This window comes from Streptomyces sp. NPDC002032, from assembly GCF_042890765.1.
Taxonomy (GTDB): domain Bacteria; phylum Actinomycetota; class Actinomycetes; order Streptomycetales; family Streptomycetaceae; genus Streptomyces.
In genome coordinates, this window is the sequence record NZ_JBIASM010000001.1 from 199,370 (window position 1) to 217,658 (window position 18,289).

7 protein-coding genes are annotated in these 18,289 nt (G+C 70.8%); 2 read left to right on the top strand and 5 right to left on the bottom strand.

The features are described 5' to 3' along the window. Positions 1-68 precede the first annotated feature (68 nt). A complete protein-coding gene (locus tag ACFYYT_RS00920; protein WP_351821722.1) occupies positions 69-1,175 on the top strand; it encodes a hypothetical protein in 1,107 nt (368 codons plus the stop codon). A gap of 60 nt (positions 1,176-1,235) precedes the next feature. Here ACFYYT_RS00920 and ACFYYT_RS00925 read toward each other — a convergent pair whose 3' ends face one another. The 5 genes from ACFYYT_RS00925 to ACFYYT_RS00945 form a co-directional block, all read right to left on the bottom strand. Continuing rightward, positions 1,236-1,982 carry an alpha/beta fold hydrolase gene (locus ACFYYT_RS00925; protein ID WP_351821719.1) on the bottom strand — a complete coding sequence of 249 codons (747 nt, stop codon included), beginning with the start codon at positions 1,980-1,982 and terminating at the stop codon, positions 1,236-1,238. 64 nt (positions 1,983-2,046) lie between these two features. After that, positions 2,047-3,300: a glycosyltransferase gene (locus ACFYYT_RS00930; protein ID WP_351821716.1), complete on the bottom strand. Its 1,254-nt coding sequence runs from the start codon at positions 3,298-3,300 to the stop codon at positions 2,047-2,049. A 100-nt stretch (positions 3,301-3,400) separates the two neighbouring features. Further along, positions 3,401-4,138, bottom strand: a complete 738-nt coding sequence (locus tag ACFYYT_RS00935; RefSeq protein WP_351821713.1) for an NAD-dependent epimerase/dehydratase family protein — start codon at positions 4,136-4,138, stop codon at positions 3,401-3,403. Next, positions 4,138-5,163, bottom strand: coding sequence for a Gfo/Idh/MocA family oxidoreductase (locus ACFYYT_RS00940; protein ID WP_351821710.1), 1,026 nt, complete (start codon positions 5,161-5,163; stop codon positions 4,138-4,140). The genes ACFYYT_RS00935 and ACFYYT_RS00940 overlap by 1 nt, the downstream gene beginning before the upstream one ends. Next, positions 5,160-6,674 (bottom strand): NDP-hexose 2,3-dehydratase family protein, encoded by a 1,515-nt coding sequence (locus tag ACFYYT_RS00945; protein ID WP_351821707.1) that lies wholly within the window; start codon positions 6,672-6,674, stop codon positions 5,160-5,162. Before ACFYYT_RS00945 ends, ACFYYT_RS00940 begins: the two co-directional genes overlap by 4 nt. Positions 6,675-7,256: 582 nt before the next feature. On the opposite strand from ACFYYT_RS00945, the gene ACFYYT_RS00950 reads away from it, so the two are divergent. Continuing rightward, on the top strand, positions 7,257-18,245 hold the full coding sequence (locus ACFYYT_RS00950; protein WP_351821704.1) for a type I polyketide synthase: 10,989 nt from the start codon (positions 7,257-7,259) through the stop codon (positions 18,243-18,245). Positions 18,246-18,289: the final 44 nt, after the last annotated feature.

Consider the following 18,289-nt stretch of genomic DNA (forward strand, 5'->3'; position numbering starts at 1 on the left):
GACGAGAGCACGAGAAGGAGGCGAGCAGGGTGTCCGTCATGCGGGTGTCGCCCCGGGGCGTTACGGTCGTGGCTCTCCTGGCGGATCCGGACGCACCCACGGACGTCGCCCGGCGCATGGCCCGTACCCTTCCCGCCCGGCTCGCCGACAAGGCGGGCCGCGGGCGGCGGTACGAGGTCGAGGTGGTCAGTGAGCCCTTCACCGCCGGGACGGAGGACCCGCCCACCTTGATGCGCCGGATCCTGGACCGGGGACGAGCGGAGAACTGGGACGTCGTCGTGGCCCTCACCGACCTCCCGCTGCACTCGCACGGGCGCAAGCTCGTCGTGGATCTGAGTCACGAACACGGCCTGGCGCTGCTGTCCCTTCCCGCGCTGGGCGGCCTGCGCCTGCAGACGAGGGCCCGGCGGGCCGTCGAACAGGCCGTGCTCGGTCTGGCGGGCCCGGGGGCCGCCGGGGCCGAGGGACCCCCGCCGGATCAGCCGCTTCCGGGGCCCTTCGTCAGCCGTCTCGCGCCGGTCCACCCGGGCCTGATCGATGAGGAGGAAAGCGTCGACCTCCGGTACGTCGTCAGCGGGCCGCGCGGTTACCTGAGGGTGCTCCTCGGGATGGTCCGCGCCAACCGGCCGTGGCGCCTGGTGCCGGGCTTGTCGAAAGCCCTGGCCGCCGCACTCGCCACGGGAGCGGTCGCCACCGTGAACTCCACCGTCTGGAGCCTGGCCGAGGCCCTGAGCACACCACGCCTCGTGATCGCCATGGTCGGCTCCGTCGCGCTCATGACCGGCTGGCTGATCGTGGACGCGCAGCTGTGGCACCGATCGGCGGAGGTCTCGCGGGAGGCGACGCAGAGGACGAGGCTCTACAACGCCTCGACGGTCCTGACGGTGGGCATCGGGGTGCTCGTCTGCTATGCCGGTCTGGTCGTCATCAGCTTGGTGTGGGCGCTGTTCATCCTCAACGACCAGGTGTTCGCCTCCAGCACCCGGACCCCGCTGCACGGCCCGGACTACTGGACCCTGTCCTGGTTCGTCGCCTCGGTGGCCACGGTGGGCGGCGCGCTGGGATCAGGTCTGGAGAGCGACGAGGCGATCCGGGCGGCGGCCTACTCCAAGCGCGAACAGGAACGTCGGAACATGCTCCAGAACGACCAGAACGATCAGGGCGACCAGCCGTAGTCGGTTCCCCTTCGCGTGGGGCGGCCGTCCCACGCGAAGGGGAACCTGACGGCGGGCCGCTCAGCCGTCCAGCCGGGAGCGGATCCTCCCCAGCACGTGAGCGGCGTGCGCATCGAGGAAGAAGTGACCGCCGGAGTACGTGTGGAGCTCGAAGCCGCCGGTGGAGAAGGCGTCCCAGGCCTGCGCTTCCGCCACGGTGACCTGCGGGTCCGCGTCGCCGGTGAACACCACCAACGGGCAGGCCAGCGGCGGGCCCGGGGTGTGGCGGTAGCTCTCCACCGCCCGGTAGTCGTTGCGGATGGCGGGCAGGAGCATCTCCACCACGTCCGGGTCCTCCAGCAGGGCGCCCGCGGTGCCGCCCAGCTCCCGCACCTTGTCGAGCAGCCCCTCGTCGCTGCGCAGGTGTACGCCCTCGTCACGGGTGAGGGAGGGCGCGCCGCGCCCGGAGGCGAAGAGGGCGACCGGCTCGATGCCCTCCTGCTCCAGCCTGCGGGCGACCTCGTAGGCCACCAGTGCGCCCATGCTGTGGCCGAACAGGGCCAGCGGCCGGTCGGCCCACTGGCGCAGTTCCGCCACCAGTACGTCGGCCAGCTCGGTGACGCCGGGGATGAACGGTTCCCTGCGCCGCTCCTGCCGGCCCGGGTACTGCACCGCCAGCACGTCGGCCACCGCCGCCAGCTGCCGGGAGACCTGGAAGAAGTAGCTGGCGGCGCCGCCCGCATGCGGGAAGCACACGAGGCGGACATCCGCTTCGGAGGAGTGGAAGCGCCGGATGGAAGTGCTGGAACGTTCCGTCGTCTCGGTCATGGTCGTGCTGACTCCCTGGTGATCGCGTCGGTGATCGCGTCTGCGGAGCGCGCCTGAGCCCCGGTCATTCGAGGTCGGTCGCCTTCCGGCGGCCGTTCCACCGCTCCACCCAGTCCTCCAGGATGTCGACGGCCGCTTCGGTGCCCTTCTCGGCGCGTACGGCCTCCCCGACACTGGCCGCCCTTCGTGCCATGCCCTGGTCGGTCAGTGCCGTGCCGAGTGCCTCGTCGAGGCGCTCGGCGGTGAACTTCGAGAACGGAATGGGCTGCGGCGACACACCCATCCGGTGGACCTGAGCCGCCCAGAACGGGCTGTCGGCGAATGTCGGCACGACCACCTGGGGAGTGCCCGAACGCAGTGCCTCGCCCGTGGTGTTGCAGCCGCCGTGGTGGATGACGGCCGAGGAGCGGGGGAAGAGCCAGGGGTAGTGCACGTCGTCGACACGGAACACGTCGTCCGGCACGTTCTCCGGGCCACCGCCCACCAGCACCAGCCGCCGGCCGTGCGCGCGGACCACGCCGAGCACCTTCTCCAGCGTCTTCTCCGGCTGGTGCACCGGCCAGATGCTGCCGAACGACAGCGACACCGGGGCGCCCCCCGACTCCACGAAGTCGGCCAGCTCCGCAGACGGGCTCCATTCACGGTCCCAGAACCAGTATCCGGTGAACCGCGACAGCGCGGGCCAGTCGGACGGCTCGGTGAACATCTCGCGGGTGACCGGGCACAGCAGCGGTACGTCGCGGCCCAGCTCGCGGTAAGGCGCACCGAAGGGCAGGGCGGGCATGCCCGCGTCCTTGCGGTAGCCCCGGATGGAGATCCAGTCCAGCAGGCCCGCCATCCGGTGCGTCAGCCGGTTGTAGAGCGGTCCGAGCCTGGACTGCGGGGCGATCATGGCCGGCCACCGCCCTGTCGGGTTCAGCGGCCACCACGTCAGCGAGGCCCAGGGCGACGTGCCGCTGTCCTCGAACAGGATCCGGCTCAGGACGCTGTTGACCACCAGGTCGGCGCCCTTGCACACCTCCTCGATGCGGGAGGCGAGCAGCCGGATGTGCTCCTGTGTCTGGCGCGGCACCTTGCGGGCCGCCGTGAAGAGCGAGGCACCCTGCTGCAGTGCCTCGGTGAGCGCCGGATGGGCCAGGAAGTCCTTGGGGCTGCCCGGCAGTTCGGCGAAGTCCAGACCGGACTCCCGCACCAGCTTCTCGAAGTCTCCGTGGGTGGCGAGAACGACCGAGTGCCCCCGGGACATCAGGGTGGTGCCCAGCGCGATGAAGGGCTGGACGTCACCCCGTGACCCTGTGACTAGGAGTGTGACCTGCATGAGTCCTCCGTACGAAAGGGACGGGTGAGAGGGGGAGCCGCTCGGTTGCCGCGGTGCTTCCCGCGGTGTTTCGGCAGTGCTTCGGTGGTACTGCGGTGTTTCAGTAGTGGGGGACGTAGCGGTCGAGCATGCCGTCGAGGTAGCCGGCATCGGTCACCGACCGCATCTCGGGCAGCAGTGCGCAGAGCTTTTCGACCGACACCCGGGTGATGGACCGGGGCCCTTCGACGATCTCGTGCCGTGCCGAGAGCCCCAGCCGCTTCTCGATGCCGTGGATCACCGCCTGGATCGGCAGCGGTCTGCCGGAGGCGACGTTGACCACCTCGTTGGCCACGTCCCGTGCGAGCAGTCCGTCGACGGCCCGGGTCAGGTCGGCCGCGTCGATCAGGTCCCGGTGCGCTCCCTGGTACACCCGCACGCTGCCACTGCGCACCTGCTGCACCAGCGCGGGGAGCAGCTGGTGCGGGCGCTGCCAGCGGCCCGTCGCGTGACTCACCCGCAGGACGAGCCAGGGCGCGCCGGATGCGGCGACGATGTGCTCCAGCCGGAGCTTCTGCCTGCCGTACGGCGAGGTCGGCAGCAGCTCGACGTCCTCGGCCATCGCCGTGTCCCCGGTGCCGTACAGGGCGTGGGACGCGGTGGACAGGAACACCACGAGGCGGCCGTCGGTACGGCACCTGCGGGTGACCTCTTCCACCAGGGCGGCCTCGCGGGCGAATGCGGACTCCGCGAGGACGCTGGTGCTGGAGACACCGGCGGCCAGCACCGTGGCGTGCGGATGGCGTTCGCCGACGCCGGCCAGGTTGCGCGCGATGAAGCCGTTGCCGACGATCTCCATCAGATGCCCTCCGTGGCGGTGACGCGGATCGCCGACTTCGCCACGGCGTCCAGCAGTTCGGCGGTCCTTACGGTGGTGGCGGCCCAGCTGTCGTGGTCCCGGTCGGCTCCTGTGGCGACGGTCCGCCGCACGGCGGCGGCGAACGCGGCCACCGAGCGGGCGAACTGGTGCTCGGCGGGCAGGGCGAGCTCCTCGGCGTGGTTCTGCCCCTCGATGCGCAGCAGGGGCGCCGCCGTCGGCGGTGGGGTGAAGGCGCGGTCCACGGAAAGCCGCGCGTCGCTGCCCCACAGGGCGTAGCGGGATCCGTAGGTGTGGAGGAAGCCGAAGCTGAGCGTGGCGATCTGCCCGGTGGCCGACGCGAGCACCGCGCTGCCCGCGACATCGACCTCCGACGCCGGGTCGTGGCGCAGCACGGCCCCGGCGACGGTGAGGTCGTCGCCGAGGAAGTACTGGGCGAGGCGCACCGGGTAGATGCCCGCGTCCAGCAGGGCGCCGCCGCCGAGCTCGGGCCGGTAGCGGACGTCCTGCGGGGGCAGCGGCGGGAAGCAGAACGCCGCCTCGACGTGCCGCAGTTGACCGATCCGCCCCTGCGCGACCAGGTCGGCCACGCTCCGGTGGAAGCCGTGGTGGACGAAGGCGAGGTTCTCGCGCAGCACCAGGCCGCGCTCCCGTGCGAGCCGGGTCAGCGCGATGGTGTCCGCCGCGCAGGTGGTCAGGGGCTTCTCGGCCAGGACGTGCTTGCCCGCTTCGAGCGCGGATCTCGCCCAGGCGGAGTGCAGGGCGTTGGGAACGGACACGTAGACCGCGTCGATGTCGTCCCGTTCGAGCAGCCGCTCGTAGCCGTGCACGGCCTCGCAGCCGAACCGGGCCGCGAAGGACTCGGCCTTCGCCCGCTCCCGGCTGGCGATGGCGGTGATGGTGGTGTCCGGTGTCTCGCGTAGCGCGGGCAGGGTGCGCCGCGCCGCGATCGAGGACGCTCCGAGCACGCCGACCCGCAGGGGGCCGGGCGAGGGGGAAGTACTCACGTGCGTTCTCCTCCGGCCGGGCCCAGCAGGCTGTGCAGACAGGCGAGCAGGGTTCTGGCCTGGATGTTCAGGTAGTTGCTGTGCTGCACGAGGCCCGCCAGCTGGTGAACGGTCAGCCAGCGGAAGTCGTCCGGCTCCACCAGCGTCCGCTCCGCGGGGAGTTCGACGATCAGATAGCGGCTGCGCGTGTGAAAGAACCGGCCGCCCTCCTCGGACAGCACGCTGTCGAAGCGGACGGCGTCGGCGGGGGCGTGCAGCACCTCGTCCAGGAACGGGGGAGCGGCCTCGGCCGGAAGGACGGCGTAGTTCTCCGGAGTGCACTGCACGGTGGGCGCCAGTTCGATCGCGTCCATGAACCCGGGTTCGGAGCCGATCCGCGCCAGGACGTGCAGTACCCCGCCGATCCGCTGTACGAGGAAGGCCGCGACGCCCTGGCCGCGCGCCTCGACCATCGGCTGGGTCCAGCGGGAGACCTCGCGGCTGCCGGTCCGTACGTCCACGGCCATCACGTCGAAGAACACACCGCGCTCGTGCGAGATGCGGTCGTCGGAGCGCTGCCAGTTGCGGACGCTGCCGAGATCCACCAGATGCGCTTCGCCGGTGAAGCCGGCCCGCGCCCCGGTGAACCAGTTGCGGAGGGATCCGGGGGAGTGCAGTGAGCCGTAGGCGGGATCCAGCGATCTGGCCAATGCGGAGCCGATGCCGGGGCCCTCCACCGACCAGGGGGCGGCCGGTGCACCGTCGAAGGCCCGCGGGCCGGACAGCGAAGGGGAGGTAGGGGAGGTGAACGGGAAGCAGGCCATGACCGTGCGTGAGTCCATGTTCACCAGGTCGTGCTCTGACAGCAGGGCGTGCAGCTGCCCTACGGACAGCCAGTGGAAACCGTCCAGTAACTCGACCTCATCGGATGTTTCCACGATGATGTTTCGATTTCGTTTCCGGTAGAACCAGGATCCCTGCTCCGACTGGAGCACATCGGCCAGCACCTGGTGCCGGGAGGCGTTCCGGAAGAAGTCGAGATAGGGCACCGGCCGGCCGCCGTGCACGCGGGTGTAGTTACTCCGGGTCGCCTGCACCGTGGGCGATAACTGCACCTTGTTGTGGTTGCCCGGCTCCATCTTTGCCTGCATCAGGCAATGGGGTATACCGTCGAATTTCTTGACCAGGATGCCCAGGACGCCGACTTCGGGTTGATGGATGATCGGCTGGTCCCATTCGGGCACCGCCCCGGGGGCGTTCCGTACCCGTAGACCCTGGACCGAAAAGAACTTTCCGCTCTCGTGGACGAGATTTCCGTGTGGCCCTTCGAAACGCCAGCCTTTCAGCTCGCTGAAAGGGATGCGGTGTATCTCTGAATTTTCCGTTTCGAGGTACGCGGCAAACCATGCGTGAAAATCCTGGAGGCTGGCCGCGGCCCGTTCGGCTTCCCGCAGGGAATGGATCATTCCGGTTGCTGAGCGGGCATCGGGCCTGGCTAAGACGTCGGCGCTGCCCGGAGGGGCGTGCGTCATCAGTAGTTTCGCTCCTTGTTCCCTGGCGGTTCCCTGGCTGTTCCCGGGCGCGGATTTTTACCAGCGGGTAATGAGTGGAAGAGGGCATCCAATGGGGGCGGCTGCGGCGGCGCGCCCCTTCGGGCACTGTCCGGCAGCAGGCCCCGTCAGGCGGGCGCTGTCAACTCCTGCTGATGCCCGGAGTATGGCGGGGCATGCACTTTCTGAACCCTGCTAGTCCTACGTCTCTGGTGCTCGGCTGTCAACACTTTCCAGGGCGTACCGCGGACGGGAGAGGTGCAGATCGCTCGGGGTTTTCGAAGCCCGTGCAGCCGTCCTCGTGCTTACAAGAACCTTACCCGGAAGACCAGATGCATGACCGGAGGTGATCCACATCACGTTGCCCAGGTCTGGTGATGTGTGACAGTGTCGATCTTGCGCTAAGTAACTGCTCTGTATATGCAGTGAATTGGGAAACCAACACCGATCGCCCATTGTGCATTCGCGCTTGGGGATGGTGAGTTGGCCCGGAGATTGTTCGCGACGGCTTCGGCGAACTTCGAAGATTAGCGGGGGTTCACCTTGTCCAGGAGTGCTCGTTCGGTGCGGCACGATGACGATGCCGATCACATTGCTGTGATCGGGCTCTCCTGCCGTCTGCCGCAGGCCGACTCCTCTGTTCGATTATGGGAACTCCTGCGCGACGGCGTCGACGCGATCACCCCACTGCCCTTGGGGCGGTGGCCACAACGCTTAGCCGATGACGTCGAGTTACCCACCCAACGAGGCGGTTTCCTCGACCGGGTGGATCAGTTCGACGCCGACTTCTTCGGCATCTCGCCGCGCGAGGCCGCGGCCATGGACCCCCAGCAGCGTCTCGCGCTCGAACTCGGCTGGGAGCTGCTGGAGAACGGCGGCATCACCCCCGAGCGCATGGCGGCCCTGCGCGCCGGCGTCTTCGTCGGCGCGATGAACGACGACTACGCGACCCTCACCCGGCAGCGCAGTTCTCAAGCGGTCTCGCACCACACTCTCGCCGGTCTGCAGCGAAGCATGATCGCCAACCGGCTCTCCTATCTCCTCGGCGTGAACGGCCCCAGCCTCACCGTCGATTCGGGCCAGTCCTCCTCCCTCGTCGCCGTCCACATGGCATGCCAGAGCCTCCGCGCGGGAGAGTGCGAGATCGCCCTCGCCGGCGGGGTGAACCTCAACCTCAGCTTCGACGGCACCCTGAGCGTCTCCCGGTTCGGCGGACTCTCCCCCGACGGCCGCTGCTACACCTTCGACGCCCGGGCCAACGGCTACGTACGGGGCGAGGGCGGCGGCTTCGTCCTCCTCAAGCCCCTGGCGCAGGCACTGCGGGACGGCGACCACATCCACGGCGTGCTGCGCGGCAGCGCCGTCAACAACGGTGGCGGTGACAGCCTCACCACCCCCAGCCGGCAGGCCCAGGAGGACGTGCTCCGCCGCGCGTACTTCGCGGCGGGCGTCCGCCCCGAGGACATCCAGTACGTAGAACTCCACGGCACCGGCACGGCCGTCGGCGACCCCATCGAGGCCGCAGCGCTCGCCACGGTCATCGGCTCCGGCCGCCCGGCGGACGCACCCTTGCTGGTCGGCTCGGCGAAGACGAACGTCGGCCACCTGGAAGGCGCCGCGGGCATCGTCGGCCTGCTCAAGGTCCTGCTCTCCCTGGAAGCGGGGGAGCTCCCCGCCAGCCTCAACTTCGAAACGCCCAACCCGGCCATACCGCTGGCCGATTGGCACCTCCAGGTCCAGACCGAGCGCTCGCCCTGGCCACGTCCGGACGTACCGCTGGTGGCCGGAGTGTCGTCGTTCGGCCTGGGCGGGACGAACGCACACGTGGTGGTGGAGCAGGCTCCCGTGGCGAAGCCGGCCCCGGCGGCGAAGCCGGCACCGGTCGGCCTGGTGGCCGGTGGCGGGGTGGTGCCGTGGGCGCTGTCGGGCCGGTCGGCTGCGGGCCTGCGTGGGCAGGCGGTGCGGTTGCGGGAGTTCGTGACGTCGTCTGACGCATCGCTTGTGGACGTCGGCCATGCGCTGGTGTCTTCGCGGGCGGGTCTTGAGCACCGTGCGGTGGTGCTGGGCTCGACGCGTGAGGAGCTACTGGCGGGGCTGGATGCGGTGGCAGTGGGTGAGCCTGCCGAGGGTGTGGTGTCCGGAGTGCGTGCGGACAGGGAAGACGGCGTGGTGTTCGTCTTCCCGGGTCAGGGTGCGCAGTGGGCTGGGATGGCGGTCGGGCTGCTGGATTCCTCGCCGGTGTTCGCGGAGCGGTTCGGTGCGTGTGCGGCTGCGCTGGAGCCGTATGTCGACTGGGTTCCGGTCGATGTTCTGCGGGAGCGCGAGGGTGCGCCGTCGTTGGACCGGGTGGATGTGGTCCAGCCGATGCTGTGGGCGGTCATGGTGTCGCTCGCGGCGGTGTGGCGCGCGCACGGCGTTCAGCCCGCTGCTGTAGTGGGCCACTCCCAGGGTGAGTTGGCGGCTGCTGTGGTTGCGGGGGTGCTGTCGGTCGAGGACGGTGCTCGGATTGTCGCGCTGCGCAGCCGGCTGATCGGCCGGGAGTTGGCGGGTCGGGGTGGCATGGTGTCGATGCCGTTGGCGGAGGATGCCGCGCTGGGGCTGATCGAGCCGTGGGCGGGCCGGATCAGTGTCGCCACGGTCAACGGCCCGCGGTCGACGGTCGTCGCTGGTGAGGCGGTGGCGCTGGATGAGCTGATGGCCGCGTGTGAGCGCGACGGCGTTCGGGCCCGTCGTATTCCGGTGGATTACGGCTCCCACACCCCGCAGGTCGAGCAGTTGCGTGAGGCCTTGCTGGAGCTGGCCGCTCCGGTGGCGCCGCGTGTGGGTGATGTACCGATGTACTCGACCGTGACCGGTGGGCTCCTGGAGGACGGCGCGGCTGATGCGGAGTACTGGTTCCGCAATCTGCGGCAGCCGGTGCGCTTCGAGGAGACCGTGCGCGGGCTCATTGCCGATGGTCATGTCACGTTCATCGAGGTGAGTGCGCATCCGGTGCTGACGTCTCCGGTCGAGGAGACCGGTGAGGCGGTCGGCGTCGAGGTGTTTGCGGGCGGCGCCCTGCGCCGTGATCAAGGTGGCACCCGACGGTTCCTCTCCTCGCTCGGCGAGCTGTGGGTGCATGGCGGTACGCCCGACTGGTCGGCGGTCTTCGAGGGAAGCGACACCCGCCGGGTCGCGCTGCCGACCTACGCCTTCCAGACCAAGCACTTCTGGCTGGACGGCGCAGTCGCTGATCCCGCGGCCGCGACCGCGGGCGCCGTGCCGGCGGCAGTCTCGGCAGTCGGCACCTACGGCAGCAGTGGCGCCGGCGGTGCACACGTCGTGTCGCCGGACGTCTCGCACGCGGTGCGGGCCCACACGGCAGCCGTGCTGGGGCACGGCGCCGCGGAGGAGGTCGACGTACGGCGCTCGTTCAAGGACCTCGGCTTCGACTCGATCATGCTCGGTGATCTGCGCAGTCGGCTGAACACCGTGCTGGGCCGGCGGCTGACCACGGCCGCCCTCTTCTCGCACCCCACCCCGGCCCGGCTGGCAGCACATCTGGAGTCCCTGCGCGACAGTGCCGGAGAGCGGCGTCCTGCCGCCGCCACGGTGCGCGAGCCCGACCGCGGCCGTGCGGGGGACGACGCGGAAGACCCCATCGCCATCGTGGCCATGAGCTGCCGCTTTCCGGGCGGGGTGAGTTCTCCCGAGGACCTGTGGCGGCTCGTTTCCGAGGGCCGGGACGCGATCTCGGACTACCCCGATGACCGCGGCTGGGACCTGGAACGGCTGCTGAGCCCCAGCGGCCGGGGCCGCGTCACCGCCGGAGTCGGCGGCTTCGTCGAGGGCGCCACAGACTTCGACCCTCGTTTCTTCGGGATATCCCCGCGCGAGGCGCTGGCCATGGACCCGCAGCAGCGGCTTCTCCTTGAGACCTCGTGGGAGCTGCTTGAGCGCGCCGGCATCGATCCGGAACTGCTGCGCGGCAGCAGGACCGGCGTGTTCGTCGGCACGATGGACCAGGAGTACGGCCCCCGGCTGCACGAGGCCCCTGAGACGCTCGACGGTCTGATGCTCACCGGCAAGACGACCAGCGTCGCCTCGGGCCGCATCGCCTACGTGCTCGGACTGACCGGGCCCGCGCTGACCGTCGACACCGCCTGCTCGTCCTCACTGGTCGCGCTCCACCTGGCCGTGGCGTCCCTGCGGCGCGGCGAGTGCTCGCTGGCGCTCGCCGGTGGCGCCACCGTGCTGTCGACACCGGGCATCTTCACCGAAATGACCAGCCAGCAGGGGCTGGCGCTCGACGGCCGCTGCAAGGCCTTCGCCGGCGCCGCCGACGGAACCGGCTTCTCGGAAGGCGCCGGGATGCTGCTGGTCGAGCGGCTCTCCGACGCCCGCCGCAACGGCCACCGGGTGCTCGCGGTCGTACGCGGCTCCGCGATCAACCAGGACGGCGCGTCCAACGGCCTCACCGCGCCCAACGGGTCCTCCCAACAGCAGGTCATCAGGGACGCCTGGGCCAGTGCCGGGCTCGGGTCCGTCGACGTCGACATGCTGGAGGCCCACGGCACCGGCACCGCACTGGGCGACCCCGTCGAGGCGGAAGCGCTGCTCGCAACGTACGGCCAGGACCGGCCCGAAGACCGGCCGCTGCTGCTCGGCTCGCTCAAGTCCAACATCGGCCACACGCAGGCCGCAGCGGGTGTCGCGGGCGTCATCAAGTCGGTACTGGCCATCCGGCACGCACTCGTGCCGGCCACGCTCCACGTCGACGGACCGACGCCCGAGGTGGACTGGTCCGCCGGAGCGGTGCGCCTGGCCACGGAGAGCACCCCATGGCCCGAGTCCAGCCCGGTCCGGCGAGCCGGTGTCTCTTCGTTCGGCATCAGTGGGACCAACGCCCACGTCATCGTCGAGCAGGCACCCGTCGACGCAGCGGTCCCCGCGGCGACACCTGTTCCCGGGTCGCGGCTGCGCGAGGGCGGCCCGCTGCCCTGGATCGTCTCGGGCCGCACAGCGGCAGCGCTGCGCGCCCAGGCCGCACGGCTGCGGCGGGCCGCCGCCGAGAGCGGTGCGACGGACGAGGAACTGGGGCGCGCCCTGGCCACCACCAGGTCCGCGCTGGAACACCGCGCCGTCGTGGTGGCGGAAGACCGCGAGATGTTCCTGGCCGGACTCGACGCACTGGCGACGGGCGAATCCGCTGCCCATGTGCTCAGCGGCCGAGTGTCCGGCGAGCCGGGCGGCGTGGTGTTCGTCTTCCCGGGTCAGGGTGCGCAGTGGGCCGGGATGGCGGTGGAGTTGCTGGATTCTTCGCCGGTGTTCGCGGAGCGGTTCGGTGCGTGTGCGGCTGCGCTGGCGCCGTATGTCGACTGGGTTCCGGAGGACGTGCTGCGTCAGCGGGCCGGTGCGCCGTCTTACGACCGGGTGGATGTGGTCCAGCCGATGCTGTGGGCGGTCATGGTGTCGCTTGCGGCGGTGTGGCGTGCGTCGGGTGTCCAGCCCGCTGCTGTAGTGGGCCACTCCCAGGGTGAGTTGGCGGCTGCCGTGGTCGCGGGGGTGCTGTCGGTCGAGGACGGTGCTCGGATCGTCGCGCTGCGCAGCCGGCTGATCGGGCGGGAACTGGCCGGCCAGGGTGGCATGGTGTCCGTGCCGGTCGGCGAGGCCGTGGCGGAGGAGCTGATCGAGCCCTGGGCGGGCCGGATCAGCGTCGCCACGGTCAACGGCCCGCGGTCGACGGTTGTTGCCGGTGAGGCGGTGGCGCTGGATGAGCTGATGGCCGTGTGCGAGCGCGACGGTGTACGGGCCCGTCGTATTCCGGTGGATTACGGCTCCCACACCCCGCAGGTCGAGCAGTTGCGTGAGGCCTTGCTGGAGCTGGCTGCTCCGGTGACGCCGCGTGCGGGTGATGTACCGATGTACTCGACCGTGACCGGTGAGCTTCTTGCCGAGGGTGCGGCTGATGCGGAGTACTGGTTCCGTAATCTGCGGCAGCCGGTGCGCTTCGAGGAGACCGTGCGCGGGCTCATTGCCGATGGTCATGTCACGTTCATCGAGGTGAGTGCGCATCCGGTGCTGACGTCTCCGGTCGAGGAGACCGGTGAGGCGGTCGGCGTCGAGGTGTTTGCGGGCGGCACCCTGCGCCGTGATCAAGGTGGCACCCGACGGTTCCTCTCCTCGCTCGGCGAGCTGTGGGTGCATGGCGGTACGCCCGACTGGTCGGCGGTCTACGCCCCGGTCGCCGAAGGCGCCGAGCCGGTCGAGCTGCCCACCTATGCCTTCCAGCGCGACCGTTACTGGCTCGCCCCCTCGGCCGCCGGTGCACCCGTCCAGGTGGAGCTGCCTTCCGCTCCCGTCGCCGAGCCGGTCGACGGTTTCCGGCAGAAGGTGCTCGACGCGCCCACCGCCAGCCGGCGCCTGCGCATCGTGCTGGACGAGGTGTGCACCCAGGCAGCGGCCGTACTCGGCTGGGCCTCGCCGCACGAAGTCGAGGTCGGCCGGGCGTTCCGCGAGGCAGGATTCGACTCGCTGACCGCCGTGGACCTGCGCAACCGCCTGGGCATCGCGAGCGGGCAGGCGCTCGCGCAGACGGCCGTGTTCGACTACCCGACCCCGCTGCGCCTCGCAGAGCACCTGCGCGACCGCATCCTCGGCGCGGACGCTTCGGACGCTTCGGACGGTTCGGATGCCGACGACGCGGAAACCGCCGCCCTGCGATCTCGTACGACGTCCGGCACGTTCGGTGACGAGCCCATCGCCATCGTGGCCACCAGCTGCCGCTTCCCCGGCGACATACGCTCGCCGGAGGACCTGTGGCGGCTGCTGCTCGACGAGCAGGACGTCATCTCCGGCCTGCCGCAGGACCGTGGCTGGGACCTCGACGCGCTGTACGACCCGGACTCCTCGCGGGCGGGCACCAGCTACGTCGACCAGGGCGGATTCCTGCACGACGCCGGACAGTTCGACGCGGGCTTCTTCGGGATCTCGCCGCGCGAGGCCATCGCCATGGACCCGCAGCAGCGGCTCCTTTTGGAGACCTCCTGGGAGGCCGTGGAACGCGCGGGCCTCGACCCGGAGACGCTGCGCGGCAGCAGGACCGGTGTCTTCGTCGGCGCCGTCCCGCACGGCTACGGCGCCGACGCCACCAACGCCCAGGAATCCGGGGGCTATCTGTTCACCGGCGCCGCGGGCAGTGTGGCCTCGGGGCGCATCTCCTACAGCTTCGGGCTGACGGGCCCGGCCATGACGGTGGACACCGCGTGCTCCTCTTCGCTGGTCGCGCTGCACCTGGCGGTGCAGGCGCTGCGGCAGGGCGAGTGTTCTATGGCGCTCGCCGGCGGAGTGACGGTCATGTCGACCCCGGGCGTCTTCACCGAGTTCAGCCAACAGCGAGGACTCGCCCCCGACGGCCTGTGCAAGCCCTTCGCCGCGGCAGCGGACGGCACGGCCTGGGGCGAGGGTGTCGGGGTGCTGCTCCTGGAGCCGTTGGCCCAGGCCCAGCGCAACGGCCACCAGGTACTGGCCGTGATCCGAGGCTCGGCCGTCAACCAGGACGGTGCTTCCAACGGCCTGACCGCGCCGAACGGGCCGTCGCAGCAGCGGGTCATCCGCCAGGCGCTGGCCAATGCGCGGCTCGAAGCGTCGGACATCGACGTCCTTGAGGCGCACGGCACCGGCACCACTCTGGGCGACCCGATAGAGGCGCAGGCGCTGCTGGCGACGTACGGCCAGGACCGTCCCGAGGACCGGCCGCTGCTGCTCGGCTCGCTGAAGTCGAACCTCGGCCACACCTCCGCCGTCGCAGGCATCGCCGGCGTGATCAAGATGGTGGAGGCGATGCGGCACGGTGTGGTGCCGAGGACCTTGCACGTGGATGAGCCGACGCCGAAGGTGGACTGGTCTTCGGGTGCGGTGGAGCTGGTGACCGAGGGCCGTGCGTGGCCGGAGACGGGCCGGGTACGGCGCGCGGGTGTGTCGTCGTTCGGTGTGAGCGGGACGAACGCGCACGTGATCGTGGAGCAGGCCCCGGTGGTGGAGCAGGAGCCGCTCCCGGTGACGGAGCCTGCGGGGGGCGTGGTGCCGTGGGTGGTTTCCGGGAAGTCCGCCGCGGGGCTGCGTGGGCAGGCGGCGCGGTTGCGGGAGTTCGTGACGTCATCCGATGCATCGCTCGCGGATATTGGCCTGTCGTTGGCGTCGACGCGGGCGGCTCTTGAGCACCGGGCGGTGGTGCTGGGCTCGGACCGTGACGACTTGGTGGCGGCCCTGGCGGCGGTGGCAGCGGGTGAGCCCGCTGAGCGTGTGGTGACCGGGGTGCGGCGCGAGGGTGCGTCGGACGTGGTGTTCGTGTTCCCGGGTCAGGGTGCGCAGTGGGCCGGGATGGCGGTCGGGCTGCTGGATTCCTCGCCGGTGTTCGCGGAGCGGTTCGGTGAGTGTGCGGCTGCGTTGACGGCATACGTGGACTGGGTTCCGGTCGATGTTCTGCGGGAGCGCGAGGGTGCGCCGTCGTTGGACCGGGTGGATGTGGTCCAGCCGATGCTGTGGGCGGTCATGGTGTCGCTCGCGGCGGTGTGGCGCGCGCACGGTGTCCAGCCCGCTGCTGTAGTGGGCCACTCCCAGGGTGAGCTGGCGGCGGCCGTGGTGGCGGGTGTCCTCTCGCTGGAGGACGGTGCGCGGATCGTCGCGTTGCGCAGCCGGCTGATCGGGCGGGAGCTGGCGGGTCGGGGTGGCATGGTGTCGATGCCGTTGGCGGAGGATGCCGCGCTGGGGCTGATCGAGCCGTGGGCGGGCCGGATCAGTGTCGCCACGATCAACGGCCCGCGGTCGACGGTCGTTGCCGGTGAGGCCGAAGCGCTGGATGAGCTGATGGCAGCGTGCGAGCGGGACGGCGTTCGGGCCCGTCGCATTCCGGTGGACTACGGGTCGCACACTCCGCAGGTCGAGCAGCTTCGTGAGGCTTTGCTGGAGCTGGCCGCTCCGGTGACGCCGCGTGCGGGTGATGTACCGATGTACTCGACCGTGACCGGTGAGCTCCTTGCCGAGGGTGCGGCTGATGCGGAGTACTGGTTCCGCAATCTGCGGCAGCCGGTGCGCTTCGAAGAGACCGTGCGCGGGCTCATCGCCGATGGTCATGTCACGTTCATCGAGGTGAGTGCGCATCCGGTACTGACGTCTCCGGTCGAGGAGACCGGTGAGGCGGTCGGCGTCGAGGTGTTTGCGGGCGGCACCCTGCGCCGTGGTGAGGGCGGTCTGGAGCGGTGGTTGAGGTCCCTGGCCCACCTGTGGGTGCAGGGCGGGGTGCCGGACTGGCGGACGGTGTTCGCAGGTACCGGGGCCCGGCGGGTGGAACTGCCGACCTACGCCTTCCAGACCAAGCACTACTGGTTCGACACCGCGCCGGCCCGCACCGCGGCGAGCGCCGATCCGCACGCCGCCTTCTGGGAGGTGGTGGAGCGCGAGGACCTGGAGGGACTCGCGAAGACACTGCGGCTGGGCGAGGCGCAGACCGGGCTGACGTCCCTCCTGCCCGCGCTCTCCGCCTGGCACAAGCGGCACGCGGAAGCGGCCGGCATGGAGTCCTGGCGATACCGGGCGCACTGGAAGTCGCTGCCCTCGGGCCCCAAGGCCGCCCTGTCCGGAACCTGGCTGGTCGCCGTCACCCCGGACCAGCTCGACGGCGCGCTGTACGCGGCAGTGGCCGGGGCCCTGCGCGCACAGGGGGCCGTGGTCGAACCGCTGATCGTGCGCGGCGCCGAGGACGCGCGGCAGGGCGAGCGTCCGTGGGCCGAGGCCCTGGCCGCGCACTCCGCGGCAGCCGGTGTGCTGTCGCTGCTCGCGCAGGACGAGAGCCCGCTTGCGGACGCGCCCGCCACCCCGGCCGGATTCGCCCAGAACCTCGCGCTGCTCCAGCAGCTGGAGGCCGCCGACTCGGACGCCGCACTGTGGTGCGTCACCCAGGGCGCGGTGTCCATCGGTGAGCGGGACCCGCTCACCAGTCCGGCACAGGCGCTGGTCTGGGGCCTCGGCAGGGTGGCGGCCCAGGAACTGCCGACCCGCTGGGGCGGTCTGGTCGACCTCCCGCCGGAGCCGGACGAGCGCGCCCTCGCGCGGCTCTGCGAAGTGCTCGCGGCCGGGGCCGACGAGGATCAGGTCGCGGTCCGCTCGACCGCTACCTACGGACGCCGGCTCGTCCGCGCGCCTCTCCGCGGCGCACTGGGCGACGGCTGGACTCCGGGCAAGGGCACGGTACTGATCACGGGCGGCACCGGCGCACTCGGCAGCCAGGTCGCCAAACGACTGGCCGCTCAAGGCGCCGAGCACCTGCTGCTGGTCAGCAGGCAGGGCGGTACGGCCCCCGGCGTCACCGAGCTCGAAGCCGAACTGGTCGCCACCGGAGCCCGCGTCACCACCGTCGCCTGCGACGTGGCGGACCCGGAGGCCTTGCGCCGCCTGCTGGACTCGGTGCCCGACGACTGCCCGCTGGCCGCCGTGGTGCACACCGCGGCAGTACTGGACGACGGGGCGCTCACCACGCTGACGCCCGAGCAGCTCGACCGGGTGCTGCGGGTCAAGGCAGCCGCGGCACACCGACTGCACGAGATGACGCAGGACCTGGGGCTCTCCGCCTTCGTGCTGTTCTCGTCGCTGGCGGGCACGGTCGGCATGGCGGGCCAGGGCAACTACGCGCCGGGCAACGCCTACCTGGACGCACTCGCTCAGTACCGCCGGGCCCAGGGGCTGGTGGCCACCTCCGTGGCCTGGGGTTCCTGGGCAAAGGGCGGCATGGCGGGCCGGGACGTGGTCGGCGACACCAGCATCCGGCACGGCGTGCCGCTGCTCCAGCCGGAGCGCGCCACCGTCGCACTGGAGACGGCGCTCGCCCACGGCGATACCAGCCTCGTGATCGCGGACATCGACTGGGAGAGGTTCGCGTACTCCTACACCGCGGCCAGGCCCAGCCGGTTGCTCGACGAACTCCCGGAGGCCCGCGCCGTACTCGCGCAGGACGAACCCACCGACGCGGCCGCCGCCCTGACGCTGTCCGAGCGGCTGGCCGGCCTCGCACCGGCCGAGCGCGAACGGCAGTTGCGCACGACGGTCCGTACGCAGGTGGCGGCCGTACTCGGTCACGACTCCGGGGAGACGGTGGAACTCCGGCGCCGATTCATGGAACTCGGCCTGGACTCGGTCACCGCCGTGGAACTGCGCAACCGGCTCAACACGGCGACCGGTCTGCGACTGCCCGCCACGATCGTCTTCGACTGTCCGACCGTGCACGAACTCGTGCGCTACCTCGGCGACGCACTGTTCGGCGATGAGGATGGAACCGAGGGCTCCATGGACGCGCCGGCTCCCGGCACGGCCGAAGTCGACCAGCTTGAGGCGCTCCTGGGGCAACTGCCCGACGGAGATCCCGGCAGATCCGAACTGGTCAGCCGACTGCGGCAGTTGCTGCGTGCCGCATCCGGGCCGGCGGTGGACGGCGAGGAAGCCGTCGACGCCGAAGACCTCGAATCCGCGAGCAACGACGACCTCTTCAAGTACATCGGCAAAGAGTTCGGGATCTCCTGAGCCCCTGATCGACGCCGCGGCTTCGACACGCGCCTTTCCGCGGG